This is a genomic window from Scandinavium goeteborgense (assembly GCF_003935895.2).
Lineage (GTDB): Bacteria > Pseudomonadota > Gammaproteobacteria > Enterobacterales > Enterobacteriaceae > Scandinavium > Scandinavium goeteborgense.
Map to the genome: position 1 here is coordinate 362,935 of NZ_CP054058.1, position 16,288 is coordinate 379,222.

At 49.6% G+C, this 16,288-nt stretch carries 21 protein-coding genes; 13 read left to right on the forward strand and 8 right to left on the reverse strand.

The genetic code is table 11. The features are described from left to right. Positions 1-16 precede the first annotated feature (16 nt). Positions 17-235, reverse strand: a complete 219-nt coding sequence (locus A8O29_RS02395; protein WP_110511756.1) for a protein SlyX — start codon at positions 233-235, stop codon at positions 17-19. A gap of 214 nt (positions 236-449) precedes the next feature. On the opposite strand from A8O29_RS02395, the gene fkpA reads away from it, so the two are divergent. The 13 genes from fkpA to bfr all read left to right on the forward strand — a co-directional run bounded on the left by fkpA (position 450) and on the right by bfr (position 11,379). After that, a complete protein-coding gene (gene fkpA / locus A8O29_RS02400) occupies positions 450-1,298 on the forward strand; it encodes an FKBP-type peptidyl-prolyl cis-trans isomerase (RefSeq protein WP_110511755.1) in 849 nt (282 codons plus the stop codon). A gap of 171 nt (positions 1,299-1,469) precedes the next feature. After that, positions 1,470-2,192 (forward strand): helix-turn-helix transcriptional regulator, encoded by a 723-nt coding sequence (locus tag A8O29_RS02405; protein ID WP_125355799.1) that lies wholly within the window; start codon positions 1,470-1,472, stop codon positions 2,190-2,192. After that, positions 2,192-2,578 carry a sulfurtransferase complex subunit TusD gene (tusD, locus tag A8O29_RS02410; protein ID WP_125355797.1) on the forward strand — a complete coding sequence of 129 codons (387 nt, stop codon included), beginning with the start codon at positions 2,192-2,194 and terminating at the stop codon, positions 2,576-2,578. Before A8O29_RS02405 ends, tusD begins: the two co-directional genes overlap by 1 nt. After that, complete coding sequence (tusC, locus tag A8O29_RS02415) at positions 2,578-2,934, forward strand: sulfurtransferase complex subunit TusC (protein ID WP_125355795.1); 357 nt, start codon at positions 2,578-2,580, stop codon at positions 2,932-2,934. The genes tusD and tusC overlap by 1 nt, the downstream gene beginning before the upstream one ends. 7 nt (positions 2,935-2,941) lie before the next feature. Next, positions 2,942-3,229, forward strand: coding sequence for a sulfurtransferase complex subunit TusB (gene tusB / locus A8O29_RS02420; protein ID WP_125355793.1), 288 nt, complete (start codon positions 2,942-2,944; stop codon positions 3,227-3,229). Positions 3,230-3,351: 122 nt separating this feature from the next. Further along, positions 3,352-3,726, forward strand: coding sequence for a 30S ribosomal protein S12 (gene rpsL, locus A8O29_RS02425; RefSeq protein WP_110511750.1), 375 nt, complete (start codon positions 3,352-3,354; stop codon positions 3,724-3,726). A 95-nt stretch (positions 3,727-3,821) separates the two neighbouring features. Then, positions 3,822-4,292, forward strand: coding sequence for a 30S ribosomal protein S7 (gene rpsG, locus A8O29_RS02430; RefSeq protein ID WP_110511749.1), 471 nt, complete (start codon positions 3,822-3,824; stop codon positions 4,290-4,292). A gap of 93 nt (positions 4,293-4,385) precedes the next feature. After that, a complete protein-coding gene (fusA, locus tag A8O29_RS02435) occupies positions 4,386-6,500 on the forward strand; it encodes an elongation factor G (RefSeq protein WP_110511748.1) in 2,115 nt (704 codons plus the stop codon). A gap of 70 nt (positions 6,501-6,570) precedes the next feature. Then, complete coding sequence (gene tuf, locus A8O29_RS02440; RefSeq protein ID WP_174081212.1) at positions 6,571-7,755, forward strand: elongation factor Tu; 1,185 nt, start codon at positions 6,571-6,573, stop codon at positions 7,753-7,755. A gap of 485 nt (positions 7,756-8,240) precedes the next feature. Then, a complete protein-coding gene (locus A8O29_RS22675; protein WP_246316636.1) occupies positions 8,241-8,396 on the forward strand; it encodes a hypothetical protein in 156 nt (51 codons plus the stop codon). Positions 8,397-8,501: 105 nt separating this feature from the next. Beyond that, positions 8,502-10,475: a glycosyl hydrolase family 18 protein gene (locus tag A8O29_RS02445; RefSeq protein WP_246316637.1), complete on the forward strand. Its 1,974-nt coding sequence runs from the start codon at positions 8,502-8,504 to the stop codon at positions 10,473-10,475. A gap of 157 nt (positions 10,476-10,632) precedes the next feature. Next, a complete protein-coding gene (gene bfd, locus A8O29_RS02450) occupies positions 10,633-10,827 on the forward strand; it encodes a bacterioferritin-associated ferredoxin (protein ID WP_125355016.1) in 195 nt (64 codons plus the stop codon). 75 nt (positions 10,828-10,902) lie between these two features. Next, entirely contained in the window at positions 10,903-11,379 is a 477-nt protein-coding gene (bfr, locus tag A8O29_RS02455; RefSeq protein ID WP_125355013.1) for a bacterioferritin, read from the forward strand. A gap of 63 nt (positions 11,380-11,442) precedes the next feature. Here bfr and A8O29_RS02460 read toward each other — a convergent pair whose 3' ends face one another. The 7 genes from A8O29_RS02460 to gspH are packed head-to-tail and all read right to left on the reverse strand — an operon-like array spanning position 11,443 to position 16,288. Then, entirely contained in the window at positions 11,443-12,213 is a 771-nt protein-coding gene (locus tag A8O29_RS02460) for a prepilin peptidase (protein ID WP_174081213.1), read from the reverse strand. After that, positions 12,206-12,676 carry a type II secretion system protein GspM gene (gene gspM, locus A8O29_RS02465; protein ID WP_125355012.1) on the reverse strand — a complete coding sequence of 157 codons (471 nt, stop codon included), beginning with the start codon at positions 12,674-12,676 and terminating at the stop codon, positions 12,206-12,208. The genes A8O29_RS02460 and gspM overlap by 8 nt, the downstream gene beginning before the upstream one ends. Continuing rightward, on the reverse strand, positions 12,673-13,821 hold the full coding sequence (gene gspL / locus A8O29_RS02470) for a type II secretion system protein GspL (RefSeq protein WP_125355011.1): 1,149 nt from the start codon (positions 13,819-13,821) through the stop codon (positions 12,673-12,675). The genes gspM and gspL overlap by 4 nt, the downstream gene beginning before the upstream one ends. Continuing rightward, positions 13,818-14,822, reverse strand: a complete 1,005-nt coding sequence (gene gspK / locus A8O29_RS02475) for a type II secretion system minor pseudopilin GspK (protein WP_125355010.1) — start codon at positions 14,820-14,822, stop codon at positions 13,818-13,820. The genes gspL and gspK overlap by 4 nt, the downstream gene beginning before the upstream one ends. Then, positions 14,819-15,436 (reverse strand): type II secretion system minor pseudopilin GspJ, encoded by a 618-nt coding sequence (gspJ, locus tag A8O29_RS02480; protein ID WP_125355009.1) that lies wholly within the window; start codon positions 15,434-15,436, stop codon positions 14,819-14,821. Before gspJ ends, gspK begins: the two co-directional genes overlap by 4 nt. Further along, a complete protein-coding gene (gspI, locus tag A8O29_RS02485; protein WP_125355008.1) occupies positions 15,420-15,794 on the reverse strand; it encodes a type II secretion system minor pseudopilin GspI in 375 nt (124 codons plus the stop codon). Before gspI ends, gspJ begins: the two co-directional genes overlap by 17 nt. After that, positions 15,791-16,288 (reverse strand): type II secretion system minor pseudopilin GspH, encoded by a 498-nt coding sequence (gspH, locus tag A8O29_RS02490; RefSeq protein ID WP_125355007.1) that lies wholly within the window; start codon positions 16,286-16,288, stop codon positions 15,791-15,793. Before gspH ends, gspI begins: the two co-directional genes overlap by 4 nt.

Here is a 16,288-nt window from a genome sequence, read left to right on the forward strand (position 1 = left end):
ATCCTGATGTTTTATATCAGTAATGTGGCGGTGGAGTTTCTTCGGTCTGTGACGCCATGTGTGACGGTTGGCTGGACTTCAGTTTTTCAACCATCAGGCGCATGTTGTCACGCATTTTGGCCATTTCCATCTCGTGGGAGGTCACCGTCTGGTTGAGGTCTTCAATGGTGATTTCCTGAAACGCCACTCGGCTCTCAAGCTCTGCCAGACGCGCTTCTAATGTTATCTCGCTCATGATTCACCTCATATGTCATCTGCGGCGGATTCTACTGGACTTTTCCTACGCGTGCAGCCACATAACGAGTCTAACGAAACTTATTTACACAAAAATAGTCTTAAAAGATTCGAGATTACAGAGCGTTCGTATGTTGATTTGTTCGACAACGATTTATAGTACGCTACTCATTTAATAAACCCTGGGGTGAGATGCCCCGGCCCTGGAGAAATGGATGAAATCACTGTTTAAAGTAACGCTTCTGGCGACAACAATGGCCGTTGCCCTGAATGCACCGCTGACTTTTGCCGCAGATGCTGCTGCAAAAACAGCTCCAGCTGCTGACGCTGCTAAAGCCGCACCGGCTAGCCTCAATGCTGCATTCAAAAACGACGACCAGCAATCTGCTTATGCACTGGGTGCATCGCTCGGTCGTTACATGGAAAATTCTCTGAAAGAACAGGAAAAACTGGGCATCAAACTGGATAAAGCTCAGCTGATCGCAGGCGTTCAGGATGCGTTTGCAGATAAGAGCAAACTGTCCGATCAGGAAATCGAGCAGACTCTGCAGACTTTCGAGACTCGCGTAAAAACTGCTGCACAGCAGAAAATGGAAAAAGACGCGACTGATAACGAAGCGAAAGGCAAAACCTTCCGCGATACCTTCGCCAAAGAAAAAGGCGTGAAAACCTCTTCTACTGGTCTGATGTATAAAGTAGAGAAAGAAGGGACCGGCGACGCGCCGAAAGACAGCGACACCGTAGTGGTAAACTACAAAGGTACGCTGATCGACGGTAAAGAGTTCGATAACTCTTACACCCGTGGCGAGCCGCTGTCATTCCGTCTGGACGGTGTAATCCCTGGCTGGACTGAAGGCCTGAAAAACATCAAGAAAGGCGGCAAGATCAAGCTGGTCATTCCACCGGATCTGGCTTACGGCAAAACTGGCGTTCCGGGTATTCCGGCTAACTCCACGCTGGTCTTCGATGTTGAGCTGCTTGACATCAAACCAGCTCCGAAAGCAGAAGCCGCTCCGGCTGCTGCCGCAGACGACAAAGCTGCAGCTGACACCAGTAAGAAATAAGTGTTTTGAAAGCCGCCGTCCGAAAGGGCGGCGGTTTTTTATTGGGCGCAATATAATTAAGACTGGAAAGCGCTAAGTACGCGTATTACTTTAGATGCCTCAATTTTGATGATGATAATGAGCCTGCCCTGACAACTAACGACAGGCTCCTGAAAAGGAGTGCTTTTTTTCATGTCCAGGTCGCTTTTAACCAACGAAACCAGTGAGCTTGATTTACTGGATCAACGTCCTTTCGACCAGACCGATTTTGATATTCTGAAATCTTACGAAGCGGTTGTGGACGGGTTAGCGATGCTCATTGGCTCCCATTGCGAAATCGTGCTGCACTCTTTGCAGGATCTCAAATGTTCCGCCATCCGTATTGCCAACGGTGAACACACCGGCCGTAAAATCGGCTCTCCTATTACTGATTTAGCGCTGCGCATGCTTCATGACATGACCGGTGCGGACAGTAGCGTTTCCAAATGCTATTTCACTCGCGCGAAAAGTGGCGTGCTGATGAAGTCGGTCACTATTGCCATCCGCAACCGTGAACAGCGTGTGATTGGGCTGCTGTGTATCAACATGAACCTTGATGTCCCGTTCTCGCAAATCATGGGCACCTTTATTCCACCGGAAATCCCGGAAGTGAACTCCCAGGTGAACTTTGCTTCCTCCGTGGAAGACCTCGTGACTCAGACGCTGGAATTCACCATCGAAGAGGTCAACGCCGATCGCAACGTTTCTAACAACGCCAAAAATCGCCAGATCGTGCTTAACCTTTACGAAAAAGGGATCTTCGATATCAAAGACGCTATTAACCAGGTCGCCGATCGTTTGAATATCTCCAAACACACCGTCTACCTCTACATCCGCCAGTTCAAAAGTGGCGATTTCCAGGGGCAAGATAAGTAATGCGTTTTGCCCTGATGGTAACGGGCCCCGCCTACGGTACACAACAGTCCAGCAGCGCATGGCAATTTGCGAACGCGGTGCTGGCAGAAGGACATGAACTCATGAGCGTGTTCTTCTATCGCGAAGGGGTTTACAACGCCAACCAGCTTACCGCGCCCGCAAACGATGAGTTTGATGTGGTGCGGGCCTGGCAGTCTCTGCATGAATTGCATGGTGTGGCGCTGCATATCTGTGTCGCCGCGGCGTTACGCCGGGGAGTGACCGATGAAACCGAAGCGAAACAGCTCGATTTGGCTGGTTTCAACCTGCAGCCTGGCTTCACGTTAAGTGGGCTGGGCGCGCTGGCAGAAGCCTCCTTGACCTGCGATCGAATGGTGCAATTCTGATGAAACGCGTAGCCTTTGTCTTTATGACTGCCCCGCACGGTAGCAGTGCTGGCAGGGAAGGGCTTGATGCGCTGCTGGCGACTTCGGCACTGACAGAAGAGATTGGCGTCTTTTTTGTCGGAGACGGCGTGTTCCAGCTTCTCAGCAACCAGCATCCTGCGACAATTCTGGCGCGCGACTACATTCCCACTTTTAAGTTGATGGCGCTTTATGACATCGAAAACTGCTGGTTATGTGCCGCTTCTCTACGCGAGCGCGGTTTAAGTGAATCTTCTTTTATTATTGAGTCAGAAATTCTGGAGCCCGATTTGCTCCGTCAGCGACTCGATGATTACGATGTGATTTTGCGATTCTGAGGTAACGATGCTGCATACTCTTAGCCACTCTCCCTGGCAACATGACATCAGCGCCCAGCTTCGTTTAGTCCGCCCGGGCGATGACCTGCTGTTGCTGTCAGACGGCGTCATTGCTGCCCTGGACGGTAGCCGCTTCCTTGATATTCTCCGCGCCGCCCCCATAACTCTGTATGCGTTAGAAGAGGACATTGAGGCTCGCGGTCTCACTGGTCAAATTTCGAGCGGTGTCGTCAGGGTTAGCTATAATGACTTCGTCAGACTCACGATCCAGCATCCCGGACAACTCACCTGGTAACAGAGATCGTTGTATATTTCTTGACACCTTTTCGGCGTGGCCCTAAAATTTCGCGTCCTCATATTATATGAGGCGGTTTATTACGTGTTTACGAAGCAAAAGCTAAAACCAGGAGCTATTTAATGGCAACAGTAAATCAGCTGGTTCGCAAACCACGCACTCGCAAAGTTGTTAAAAGCAACGTGCCTGCGCTGGAAGCCTGCCCGCAGAAACGTGGCGTATGTACTCGTGTATATACTACCACTCCTAAGAAACCTAACTCCGCACTGCGTAAAGTTTGCCGTGTGCGTCTGACTAACGGTTTCGAAGTCACCTCCTACATCGGCGGTGAAGGTCACAACCTGCAGGAACACTCCGTGATCCTGATCCGTGGCGGTCGTGTAAAAGACCTTCCGGGTGTTCGTTACCATACCGTTCGTGGTGCACTTGACTGCTCCGGCGTTAAAGACCGTAAGCAAGCTCGTTCCAAGTATGGTGTGAAGCGTCCTAAGGCTTAATGGATTCCGTTAAGTAAGGCCAAACGTTTTATATTAATGTCAAAACTAAACTCTTTGAGTTTTGGACAATCCTGAATTAACAACGGAGTATTCCCATGCCACGTCGTCGCGTCATTGGTCAGCGTAAAATCCTGCCGGATCCTAAGTTCGGATCAGAACTGCTGGCTAAATTTGTCAACATCCTGATGGTAGATGGTAAAAAATCTACTGCAGAATCAATCGTATACAGCGCGCTGGAGACCCTGGCTCAGCGTTCTGGAAAAAATGAACTGGAAGCTTTCGAAGTCGCTCTCGACAACGTGCGCCCGACTGTAGAAGTTAAGTCTCGCCGCGTTGGTGGTTCTACTTATCAGGTTCCAGTTGAAGTTCGTCCGGTTCGTCGTAATGCCCTGGCAATGCGTTGGATCGTAGAAGCTGCTCGTAAACGCGGTGATAAATCAATGGCCCTGCGTCTGGCGAACGAACTCACTGATGCTGCAGACAACAAAGGTACTGCAGTTAAGAAACGTGAAGACGTTCACCGTATGGCAGAAGCCAACAAGGCGTTCGCTCACTACCGTTGGTAATCCCTTCGGAGTGTTAGTCCCCAGGCGAGCGCTTCAGGTAAGTTGCTCGCTTTGGGTTACTCAAATGAACGTCCCAGGATATAGAGGAATCAAATGGCTCGTAAAACACCCATTGAGCGTTACCGTAACATCGGTATCAGTGCTCACATCGACGCCGGTAAAACCACTACTACCGAACGTGTTCTGTTCTACACCGGTGTAAACCACAAAATCGGTGAAGTACACGACGGCGCCGCAACCATGGACTGGATGGAGCAGGAGCAGGAACGTGGTATTACCATCACGTCCGCTGCGACGACCTGTTTCTGGTCAGGTATGGCTAAGCAGTTCGAACCACACCACATCAACATCATCGACACCCCGGGCCACGTTGACTTCACCATCGAAGTTGAACGTTCCATGCGTGTTCTTGATGGCGCGGTAATGGTTTACTGTGCAGTTGGTGGTGTTCAGCCACAGTCTGAGACCGTATGGCGTCAGGCAAACAAATATAAAGTTCCACGTATCGCGTTCGTTAACAAAATGGACCGTATGGGTGCTAACTTCCTGAAAGTTGTTGATCAGATTGAAAAACGTCTGGGCGCAACTCCGGTGCCTCTGCAACTGGCAATCGGTGCGGAAGAGAAATTCACCGGTGTTGTTGACCTGGTGAAGATGAAAGCAATCAACTGGAACGAAGCAGATCAGGGCGTAACCTTCGAATACGAAGATATCCCAGCTGATATGCAAGATCTGGCTGAAGAATGGCATCAGAAACTGGTTGAAGCCGCTGCTGAAGGTTCTGACGAACTGATGGAGAAATTCTTTGGTGGCGAAGAGCTGACTGAAGAAGAAATCAAAACTTCTCTGCGTAAGCGCGTACTGAACAACGAAATTATCCTGGTTACCTGTGGTTCTGCGTTTAAAAACAAAGGCGTACAGGCGATGTTGGATGCGGTTGTTGAATACCTGCCAGCGCCGACTGATGTGACCGCGATTAACGGTATCCTGGACGACGGTAAAGACACTCCAGCAGTTCGCCATTCTGACGACAACGAGCCGTTTGCTGCTCTGGCGTTCAAAATCGCAACTGACCCATTCGTGGGTAACCTGACCTTCTTCCGCGTTTACTCTGGCGTAGTTAACTCTGGTGACACCGTGTTCAACCCGGTGAAATCAGCACGTGAGCGTCTGGGCCGTATCGTACAGATGCACGCCAACAAACGTGAAGAGATCAAAGAAGTTCGCGCTGGTGACATCGCTGCAGCTATCGGTCTGAAAGAAGTCACTACTGGTGATACCCTGTGTGATCAGGACAATGTGATCATTCTGGAGCGTATGGAATTCCCTGAACCGGTAATCTCCATCGCCGTTGAACCAAAAACCAAAGCTGACCAGGAAAAAATGGGTCTGGCTCTGGGTCGTCTGGCTAAAGAAGATCCATCATTCCGTGTATGGACTGATGAAGAAACCAACCAGACCATCATCGCTGGTATGGGTGAGCTGCACCTCGACATCATCGTTGACCGCATGAAGCGTGAATTCAACGTTGAAGCGAACGTCGGTAAACCTCAGGTTGCTTACCGCGAAGCGATTCGCGCGAAAGTTACCGATATCGAAGGTAAACACGCCAAGCAGTCTGGTGGTCGTGGTCAGTACGGTCATGTTGTTATCGACATGTACCCACTGGAGCCGGGCTCAAATCCGAAAGGTTACGAGTTCGTCAACGACATCAAAGGTGGTGTAATTCCTGGTGAATTCATCCCTGCCGTTGATAAAGGCCTCCAGGAGCAGCTGAAAGCTGGTCCACTGGCTGGTTACCCGGTTGTTGATCTCGGCGTGCGTCTGCACTTCGGTTCATACCATGACGTTGACTCCTCTGAGCTGGCGTTTAAACTGGCTGCTTCTATCGCCTTCAAAGATGGCTTTAAGAAAGCAAAACCAGTTCTGCTTGAGCCTATCATGAAGGTTGAAGTTGAAACTCCAGAAGAGAACACCGGTGATGTTATCGGTGACCTTAGCCGTCGTCGTGGTCAGCTGAAAGGTCAGGAATCTAACGCTACTGGCGTTCAGATTCACGCTGAAGTTCCGCTGTCTGAAATGTTCGGATATGCAACTCAGCTGCGTTCTCTGACCAAAGGTCGTGCTTCTTACTCCATGGAGTTCCTGAAGTACGACGACGCGCCGAACAACGTTGCTCAGGCCGTTATCGAAGCTCGTGGCAAATAAGCCGCAAGGTTAAAACTAATGTCCCGTGCTCTCTCCTTGAGGGGAGAGCACTATAGTAAGGAATATAGCCGTGTCTAAAGAAAAATTTGAACGTACAAAACCGCACGTCAACGTTGGTACTATCGGCCACGTCGACCATGGTAAAACTACTCTGACTGCAGCAATCACCTCCGTACTGGCTAAGACCTACGGCGGTTCTGCTCGCGCATTCGACCAGATCGATAACGCACCAGAAGAAAAAGCTCGTGGTATCACCATCAACACTTCCCACGTTGAATATGACACCCCGACTCGCCACTACGCACACGTAGACTGCCCAGGCCACGCCGACTATGTTAAAAACATGATCACCGGTGCTGCGCAGATGGATGGCGCTATCCTGGTTGTTGCTGCGACTGATGGCCCTATGCCACAGACTCGTGAGCACATCCTGCTGGGTCGTCAGGTAGGCGTTCCTTTCATCATCGTGTTCCTGAACAAATGTGACATGGTTGATGACGAAGAGCTGCTGGAACTGGTTGAGATGGAAGTTCGTGAACTCCTGTCCCAGTACGATTTCCCAGGCGACGACACTCCTATCGTTCGTGGTTCCGCGCTGAAAGCGCTGGAAGGCGAAGCTGAGTGGGAAGCTAAAATCATCGAACTGGCTGGCTTCCTGGATTCTTACATCCCAGAACCAGAACGTGCGATCGACAAGCCATTCCTGCTGCCAATCGAAGACGTATTCTCCATCTCCGGCCGTGGTACTGTTGTTACCGGTCGTGTAGAGCGCGGTATCGTTAAAGTTGGTGAAGAAGTAGAAATCGTTGGTATCAAAGAAACTGCGAAAACTACCTGTACTGGCGTTGAAATGTTCCGCAAACTGCTGGACGAAGGCCGTGCTGGTGAGAACGTTGGTGTTCTGCTGCGTGGTATCAAACGTGAAGAAATCGAACGTGGTCAGGTTCTGGCCAAGCCGGGTTCAATCAACCCGCACACCAAGTTCGAATCTGAAGTGTACATCCTGTCCAAAGATGAAGGCGGCCGTCATACTCCGTTCTTCAAAGGCTACCGTCCACAGTTCTACTTCCGTACAACTGACGTGACCGGTACCATCGAACTGCCAGAAGGCGTTGAGATGGTAATGCCAGGCGACAACATCAAAATGGTTGTTACCTTGATCCACCCAATCGCGATGGATGACGGTCTGCGTTTCGCAATCCGTGAAGGCGGCCGTACTGTAGGCGCGGGCGTTGTTGCTAAAGTTATCAGCTAATCAATAAAACCCTGTTAAGGGATATTGATTATGAATGCCAGCCACTGAAAAGTGGTTGGCATTTTTTTTACACAAACATTTACGTCTCCCTATTTCCTGTTACAGACCCATCATTGATTTGCAAAAGTCGTCCCATTCGTGTGCTTAATATATTTCCTCTTAGATATACTTATTACTTTTATTCTCGGAGTGGAATATAGACTTCTTTTATATATTTGCCGCATTGCCCTATGTTTAGGGATGGTTTGTTTTTTTAATTAAACATATTAACTTTCAATATTGGTTTGAGGATATCCTTAAAACTAGTCTCGCTTAATGACTCTTTAAGTGATGGTGTATTGACAATATATATACGTGCTGCCAGCATTCTACATTAGAAGTACCGCTCACTATTTACTTCTACGGCATTATCACTTCTCTCTTATCATCAATATTTTATATGTAGTTAATTTATTCTGATTTATACATTTAAGAAGGAATTTAAAATGAATTTTAAAAAACAGACGCTCGCGGTGTTAATGGCTCTCGCCTTAGCCCCCTTTGCTGCGTCAGCGGCTACATTAACAGCAGACGATCAAAGCAATACCATTACTGGCCTTGATTCAAGCCAGATGATCTCAAAGGACAATGGTAATACCTGACTGGCTTATACCAGCGAAACTCAGAACAATTTCCCAGGTACTGAAACGGTAGTTGTTGCCGTTAAAGATAATTTGGCGATCACTTCAGAAAATTATGACCCAACGATGTCGTATCCGACGGCCGGAACTATTGTTCGCTATAACGGCTATTACTGGACCAGCAAGTGGTGGGTGAATCCTGGTGAAGTACCGGGTGGGAATGAAGTATGGCAAAAAGGAGCGGCAATAAATATTCAGACGCTGGGTACCTTTGAATTCTTGCCTTACACCGGTCAGGCAGCAATTGATTTCCAGAACGACCAGAAAGCAAAGCTGGCTGCGATGCGTAAAATCATCGGTTATTTCCCAGAATGGGGCGTGTATGATGCCCACAATAACTTCACGCCAGATAAAATTGACTACTCCACGTTGACCGAAATTAACTATGGTTTCGCGGTTGTCAAAAATGGCGAAGTCACCATGCATGATACTGAAAAAGGTCCGGGCCTCATTAAAGAATTGAATGAGCGTACCGAAGCTGCTGGTGTCAGACATATCATTTCTGTAGGTGGCTGGAATAACTCTGAAGAGGGCGTATTCGAAGCGGCAACGGCTACCCAGGAAGGCACCGAGAAACTTGCCAGCAGCATGGTGGCATACATGCTGGAGTGGGACTTTGACGGTATTGATATTGACTGGGAATATCCAGATACCGATGCTGAAAAAGAGAGCTTCACAAACCTGGTTCAGTTAGTTCGTGGCAAGCTTGATGACGAGGGTAAGAAAGATGATAAATACTATTCACTTTCTGCTGCGGTTACCACTAACCACAATAAAATTGAGTTTATCAACCCAGCGGTAACCACCCCGCTGCTTGATACTGTCAATGTGATGGCGTATGACATTCACGGTGCCTTCGATCCCATTACCGGCCACAACGCGCCTCTGTACGCGAACAGCAAAGATGAAGATCAACTGCTGAACGTTGCAGCGACCATGAAAGAGTATGTTAACACCTGGAACGTGCCAAAATCCAAACTGCTGATGGGCATTCCATACTATGGTCGTGGCTGGGGTAACGTTGAACCCACTGAAATAGTTAAAGGCCTGCCTGGCCTCTTTGCACCGGGCACTGCAACGGTACATGGCACTTGGGATGATCCGGAGCAGAATACCGGTACCCATCCGTGGTATGTGCTGAAAGAGAAGCTGGCCAGTGGCGATTACGTACGTTACTGGGATAGCGAATCCGGTGTGCCGTACCTGTATGGTCCGCAGAACAAAGAGTTCCTAACCTATGACGATCCGCAGTCTGTGAAAGAAAAAGTAGACTACATCAATCAGCAAGGTTTTGCTGGCGCGATTGTTTGGGATATCAGCGGCGATACGCCAGATCATGAACTGGGGAATATCGTAAAAGAAATCAAAACGACTCCGGCACAAGATCCTGATATGAAAGGGCTATTCATTACTTTGCAAAATGGTGGACGCCGCGTTGTCTTTAATTTGCCTGCAGATAAACTGACCTCAGGACATGCTTATCGTGTCGAGGTTGATGGTAAATATTTATTCTCAACCGAAGGAGTGCAACCTTATTACGCGTATGCCGGTTATTTGGGCAATGAAGTTTCATTAAACTCTGGTGATGTGAACAGCAAAATCCCTGTCGGTAGCGTTATTACCGCTAAACGTACAACGCCTGATGCGGCGGTTATTGGGCAAATTACCGTCACTCAGGATATGCTTGATGGTAAAAAATCCGTCATCAATGATGGCTCTGTTAAGTCTCTGACTGTACAGAAAATTAACAATGTACCTTATGCTATTGTTGAGTTTGCCAAAGATAAATTACAAAGCAAAGATGGTTCCTCTTATGTCGCTAAAGTAATTGACGATGACCAGCAAATAGGCAATACCATTTTCTATTGCGACAATGGTAAATGTAGCTACGCGAATGCTAGCGATCAGGGCGATAACACCATTCTCGTGAAATCAGATGAAAAAGCGATCTCTGTTGGTGAGACTATTGTCATTGAGCGTACTTCCCCAAATCCGGCATATGTTGCTGAAGTCGTTGTTACCGCTGACATGCTGAAATAACAGTTCTGAATACAGGCTAAACTTGCCTAAAGCGCACCTGAGTAAACGCAGGGGCGCTTTTTTTGTGAAGCATGATTTTGCCGCGGCGGAAAGCAATGCTATTGAAACCATAACCATTCTCATTTACACTTTGATCAGAAATTGTACGGGAGTCGATATGTACGTCTGTCTGTGTAACGGTGTCAGTGATAAGAAGATTCGCCAGGCTGTGCGCCAGTTCAGTCCTCAGTCTTTTCAACAACTCAGAAAGTTTGTTCCGGTCGGGACGCAGTGTGGGAAATGCATTCGTGCCGCACGCGAAATAATGCAGGATGAATTAACCCAACTGCCTGAATTTAAAGAGACCGCCTAAGCAGTCCACTTTTCTCGTTCATTTTTCCGCGGGGTCTACTACGCTTGTAGGTAGTGGAAGCGGAGGAACAATATAATGAAAGGTGATGTTAAGGTTATAAATTATCTCAATAAATTATTGGGAAATGAGCTTGTCGCAATCAACCAGTATTTCTTACATGCCCGCATGTTCAAAAACTGGGGTCTGAAACGTCTTAATGACGTGGAATACCATGAATCTATTGATGAAATGAAACACGCCGATCTCTATATTGAGCGTATTTTATTTCTCGAAGGGTTACCGAATTTGCAGGATTTGGGCAGGCTGCAGATCGGCGAAGATGTCGAGGAAATGCTGCAATCTGACCTCAGGCTGGAACTGGAGGGCGCAAAGGATCTGCGGGAAGCTATTGCCTATGCGGATAGCGTCTTTGATTACGCCAGCCGCGATATGATGATCAAAATTCTGACTGAAGAAGAGCATCACATTGACTGGCTTGAAACTGAGCTGGAACTCATTCAGAAGCTTGGTATTCAGAATTACCTGCAGGCTCAGATTCGCGAAGAGGACTAACCCTTTCTTCGATGTATATTCAGAGCGGTAGGCGTACTCTTACCGCTCTGCCTGTCAATATTGTCAGCCATTCCAGGTTTGCCACAGAAAACTCAGCCAGCCCGCTACGCTCAACCACGGGCCGAAAGCGATGTGCGCTTGTTTGTTGCCGTTTAAGGTAAGGCGACCCAAAGTATAAATTAGCGCCAGCATCGATGACAGTAACAGGATGCCCGGTAACGCCTGCCACCCACACCATGCCCCCAATGCGGCGAGCAATTTGAAATCGCCAAAGCCCATCCCTTCTTTGCCGGCCAACAGCCGAAACGCCTGATAAACCAGCCACAGCGTCAGATAGCCAGCGATTGCCCCCAGTACGGCATCATGCAGATCGATGCGCATAAAAAAACAGTGATAGAGCAAACCCAGCCACAACAGTGGCAATGTCAGTTTGTCGGGCAATAAACAATGCTGTGCGTCGATCTGTGTTAATGCCAGCAGAAACCAAAACAGCAGGCAGATGGCCACGGTTTCAGGGAGCAGGGGGAAGAGGCTGGTCATTAGCGCAAACACCAGGCCACAAATCCCTTCCGTCAAAGGATAGCGCGGGGAGATCCGGGCATGGCAATCACGGCAGCGACCTTTCAACCACAGCCAACTGAGAAGCGGAACGTTATCATGGTAACGAATCGGGTGTTGGCACTGGGGACAACAAGATCCGGGCCAGGCGATATTGCTGAGCGGCGCGTTCTCGTCTTTGAGACCTCGTGGTACCCGGTAGACCACGACATTCATAAAGCTGCCGGTAAGCAAACCTAAAATACCCATCAGGATGATTTCAATGGCTTTATCCATTGGCCTTCACCTCGCGCAGCGTGAGCGTTATCACCTTCACACTGTTTTTCCCCGACGGTTGGGCGGAAAAATCTAAATGAGTGACCTGCAAACCGCTTTGTTGTAACGTCTGAAGCCATGCAAACAGCGTGTTGGCAGGTAATGGCGCAAGAGAGACGGAGAGTGTCTGAGGACCCGTTTTTTGGCTTTTATACTGGATGCGACTCTGTCTGGCTAAACTCGCCAGCCGTTGCTCCATTGTCACTGTGGTCGGATTTACCGGAACAATGCCCTTACGATGAGCGGCGTTGTTCAACCACTCTATCTCTTCTGCGAGCCGTGTGTTCTCATCCGCTAAACGCGCAATACCGTTGTTCAACGGCGTAACGACGCCATAAATGATACTCGCCATTAAACAGATGCCCGCCAGCAGCAGGATGAATACTCTTTCCCGACGCGTTTTGCCTTGCCACCAGATGTTCATGGTTTAACTCCGCTGATTAAGATGGCCAGACCTGCGGTATCAGACGGCTGCACGGAAAAGTTAAAATCGTCATGTGTGCGTTGTATGAATTGTGCCATCTGTCCGGGATCCTCAACTTTCAGGGTTAACGTCAGGGCGCGCTTGTCCCTGTCATAAGCGAACTGACGAATCTTCAACTTCGGCAAATCCTGCAGATTTTGAGCAATCAGTGACAGGCGAGACATGACGTCAGGCCAGGTTTGTGCACTGGCGGACTCGAAGAAGAATTTAAAGTTACTGCTACGCGTGTCTGCCGGGAAATAGCGGCTCCACAGGGCTTTGCCTTGTGCTTTAAGTTCGGCATTTTGTTGGCTAACCTGCCAGAAAACCAGCCCCTTAATGCTCAACCAGACGAAGATCGCCAACACCAATGCGCCGACGGACAGCTTTCTGTAGAACGGTTTAACCTTCACCACCGCCGGGCGCACACGAAATGGGCCGTGGAGCAGGTTTACTTCTGTGATCGTCATCGGCGGGTGATATCCGCCAGTGTCCCTATCTTGCGCAGGCAAAATTTCGGTTGATGCATGGGCCACGGGCAGGGGAGTAAAACTGAGTAATTTTTGTGTTGGGTGGCGCATCAGCAAATGTTCCAGAAGCGCGGTGTTGAGCACTGAAAATTTGTGTTCCGCATAGCGCAGTAGCCAGCGGTCCTGGTGCTGATGGAGCGTCCAGGCCTGCGGCTGAAAAGGCAGATCATAACCGTCGGGTATGGCCTGTCTGACCGTTACGCCCGCCAGGCTGAGGGTGAGCAGAATCTCTGTCAGGACAGCTTTACGGATGCCAGCGAGATGTAACCTGTCATCATTGCGTGCGAGAATGCTCCAGTGAAGATCGTCGGGGTTTTCTGTTACCGTATCTTCAGTCAACCAACCCAGGGTTTGCGTCGTGATGCTGTAATCCTTCACAGGAAGAGTCACTTCACGGAAATAAAAATGCTCTGCACAGAGCAACAGCAGGGCACTTTCTTTTCCGGGTAAATCGCGCAAGCAGTCGGGCTCAGTCAGATCAGTAAACTGGCGTATGACAGGTTCGCCGTGTTCACTGTGGTAACAGCATTCAAGTGTGTTTGCAGCAAGGCGCAAAACCAACAAATCCTTTTTCATCGACTTCCCTTTATGTGTTCATAGACGCCGGCGCGTCGAGCCACGATGACCACTTTTTTCTCTTTCTCATCGTATTCAAGCTGGCTGGTAAAATACTGCCGCCCGTCATCTTGCTGAACCTCTGTTTCCAGCCTGAAAAAATGGCTAAAGGTGGTCAGAATGCCTTTGGCAGCGGCAAAATCTTTGTCATGTCCTGGAAAGGTTTTCTCCAGATAGCCCGCCAGCTGAACCGGATTTTGCCAGGTTTGCGTCGAGCGATTGGCAAACAGTGTTTCGACGTCCTTCACGGAAAGCACGTTGTTAAATATGGCGGCTAGCAGCGATGCATGCCGGGCAGTCAGGGTGCTGACATTGATTTGCAATTCGGTATTGGGTAACGCGCAAAGAATGGGTGCCAATCGTTGATAGAGTTCAGGGGTCATGCCCTGAATACTGTTGAGTTCAGACACACTCACAAAGAGGCTGTTTGCGTTGTCACGTGGGATGTCTTGGGTGCGGTAATACTCACTTTCTGCTCCGGCCCGGCGTGGCAATTCGTCACTGTCGATAAAGTCCGCAATCGAATCAATAATGGTGTCCGCCTGGGCGCCATCCGTGCCGCTGTTGTCTAAAAGGGCGCGGAAAGTTTTCACGCTATAGGGTTCATCATCCAGAGAATCCACCGGCACGGCGGCCAGCACATTGAGATTAAAACAGTTTTGCCCATCTTCAAGATGCCAGTGAAGGCTGCGATCGTCGTTCATCGCAATCTCATGCGGCTGGGCCCAATACTGATCCGGTGAGGTGTATTTGGCATTGTCTTTCAAGTCCTGCTGTAAAATACGCACCGCCTGTTGTTCGGCAATCCCAACGAGTTGATTTTGCGCCAGACGTGAGGTGGTATAACCAGTGCGCTTTAAGTTCACCTGAAAACGTAACGTCATTTCTGTCGCCAGTGCCGCCATGATCGCCAGTATCATCAGCACGACCAGCAGTGCCATGCCTTGTTGCCGTTGTTTCATTGTATTTTTTCCGGCGTTTCAGAGGTGCTGATCCCTGGCTGGGTGTCCTGTTCTGGCAAAAGAACCAGCCGCACAATGGGGCCCGGATCGACCAGGTCGAGGGTAAACTCTACCGCCTGTGGCATTGCCGTTGCTGCATCGCTCTTTTCAAGGAAAGCCCCTTGCGCATAATAGCGCAGGGTAAAACTGTCTACGTTGTCGAGCATGGACATCACGAGCGTCGGTTTCACGGCATCCGGGTATTGCCAGACCTCACGGTATAAAACGCCGTTTTTCAAATACCAGCGGACCCGCTGAATGGCGGGTGTGCAGCAGGCACTCAGTGCGTCGTCAGCGCGGGCGGTCGTCAGCATTAAGTGGCTTTGCCCGGCTTCAATCACCTGTTCACTATGCAGCAGTGGGCGCGGCACAAATTGTCGGATGTCTTTTTCGAGCAGATTGACGGTACGTAATAAGGCGCTGAAACGCTGCTGGTGCTTTTTGGTTGTCTCATTGCTGTTAATCGATGCCGTCAGGAGTTGGCCCGTCATCAGCGTGAGCACTGCAAACAGTACAATAGCGATCAGGACTTCCAGTAAGGTAAAGCCTGACTGGTATTTACGGCTGCGCGGCATTTTGTGGCTCCATCACATAGCGTTCGAGCTGGACTTGTTGCCCGTTTTCCAGCGGGACCTGCACCTGCCAGCGGGTCATGTCTTCTACATCACTTGGCACAATCTCAAGCGTCCATGCCCAGTTGCTGCCACCCATTAACATGCTGCCGTGTTGGGTCTTTTTTTCACCGCTGTTCGCCAATGCGAGTGTGGTCAGTACGTTATCTGCCACCCAGCTGGCGAAAACGTTGTCCCGCATTGCCGTGGTGGCTGAAAGCTGCCCGTTGATACTGGAAATTAACGTCATGCTGACTGCCGCGAAAATCACCATCGCTAAAAGTACTTCCAGGATCGTCATACCGCCTTGCTTTGTTTTCATCGGCCTTCCCCAGGCGTGAAGTGCAGCGGCAAACCGCCTTGGCTGGTGAGGGTGAAAAGAGTTTTGCCCTTGTCGCGATCTTCAACCTGTAAGGTGAACGGCGTCACTTCACCATCGGGGGTGATGATGATTTGCGGTTCTCGGCTTGAGCGTTGTTTGAGCGTGGCGGGTAACAGCTGAATACGCCATGACTCGTCCCATTCGCCTCGCGTCGGGAGGCGGTACTGGCTATCAGGCTGTTGCCACTTTTTTCCTTCCGACACGACAAACTGCCAGTCGGCATCCTCTATTTTCAGACCGATAAGCCTGTTTTCCATGGTTGCCCAGTCAGCGGCGTATTCGACTAGCGCGTTGAGCCGCTCACCGGTTTTGACGGCTTTACCCTGCGAGCCATTCAGCTGGCCGGTGGTCAACATCACCGCCGACACGCTTAAGGCGATAATCACCAGCACCAGTAACATCTCCAGCAGCGTAAAACCCTTCGACGCATTCAT

What these genes read in the sequence shown, in the direction of transcription:
- A8O29_RS02395 (WP_110511756.1), bottom strand. Translation starts at nt 235, where the DNA reads ATGAGCGAGATAACATTAGAAGCGCGTCTGGCAGAGCTTGAGAGCCGA.
- fkpA (WP_110511755.1), top strand. Translation starts at nt 450, where the DNA reads ATGAAATCACTGTTTAAAGTAACGCTTCTGGCGACAACAATGGCCGTT.
- A8O29_RS02405 (WP_125355799.1), top strand. Translation starts at nt 1,470, where the DNA reads ATGTCCAGGTCGCTTTTAACCAACGAAACCAGTGAGCTTGATTTACTG.
- tusD (WP_125355797.1), top strand. Translation starts at nt 2,192, where the DNA reads ATGCGTTTTGCCCTGATGGTAACGGGCCCCGCCTACGGTACACAACAG.
- tusC (WP_125355795.1), top strand. Translation starts at nt 2,578, where the DNA reads ATGAAACGCGTAGCCTTTGTCTTTATGACTGCCCCGCACGGTAGCAGT.
- tusB (WP_125355793.1), top strand. Translation starts at nt 2,942, where the DNA reads ATGCTGCATACTCTTAGCCACTCTCCCTGGCAACATGACATCAGCGCC.
- rpsL (WP_110511750.1), top strand. Translation starts at nt 3,352, where the DNA reads ATGGCAACAGTAAATCAGCTGGTTCGCAAACCACGCACTCGCAAAGTT.
- rpsG (WP_110511749.1), top strand. Translation starts at nt 3,822, where the DNA reads ATGCCACGTCGTCGCGTCATTGGTCAGCGTAAAATCCTGCCGGATCCT.
- fusA (WP_110511748.1), top strand. Translation starts at nt 4,386, where the DNA reads ATGGCTCGTAAAACACCCATTGAGCGTTACCGTAACATCGGTATCAGT.
- A8O29_RS22675 (WP_246316636.1), top strand. Translation starts at nt 8,241, where the DNA reads ATGAATTTTAAAAAACAGACGCTCGCGGTGTTAATGGCTCTCGCCTTA.
- A8O29_RS02445 (WP_246316637.1), top strand. Translation starts at nt 8,502, where the DNA reads ATGTCGTATCCGACGGCCGGAACTATTGTTCGCTATAACGGCTATTAC.
- bfd (WP_125355016.1), top strand. Translation starts at nt 10,633, where the DNA reads ATGTACGTCTGTCTGTGTAACGGTGTCAGTGATAAGAAGATTCGCCAG.
- bfr (WP_125355013.1), top strand. Translation starts at nt 10,903, where the DNA reads ATGAAAGGTGATGTTAAGGTTATAAATTATCTCAATAAATTATTGGGA.
- A8O29_RS02460 (WP_174081213.1), bottom strand. Translation starts at nt 12,213, where the DNA reads ATGGATAAAGCCATTGAAATCATCCTGATGGGTATTTTAGGTTTGCTT.
- gspM (WP_125355012.1), bottom strand. Translation starts at nt 12,676, where the DNA reads ATGAACATCTGGTGGCAAGGCAAAACGCGTCGGGAAAGAGTATTCATC.
- gspL (WP_125355011.1), bottom strand. Translation starts at nt 13,821, where the DNA reads ATGAAAAAGGATTTGTTGGTTTTGCGCCTTGCTGCAAACACACTTGAA.
- gspK (WP_125355010.1), bottom strand. Translation starts at nt 14,822, where the DNA reads ATGAAACAACGGCAACAAGGCATGGCACTGCTGGTCGTGCTGATGATA.
- gspJ (WP_125355009.1), bottom strand. Translation starts at nt 15,436, where the DNA reads ATGCCGCGCAGCCGTAAATACCAGTCAGGCTTTACCTTACTGGAAGTC.
- gspI (WP_125355008.1), bottom strand. Translation starts at nt 15,794, where the DNA reads ATGAAAACAAAGCAAGGCGGTATGACGATCCTGGAAGTACTTTTAGCG.
- gspH (WP_125355007.1), bottom strand. Translation starts at nt 16,288, where the DNA reads ATGAATGCGTCGAAGGGTTTTACGCTGCTGGAGATGTTACTGGTGCTG.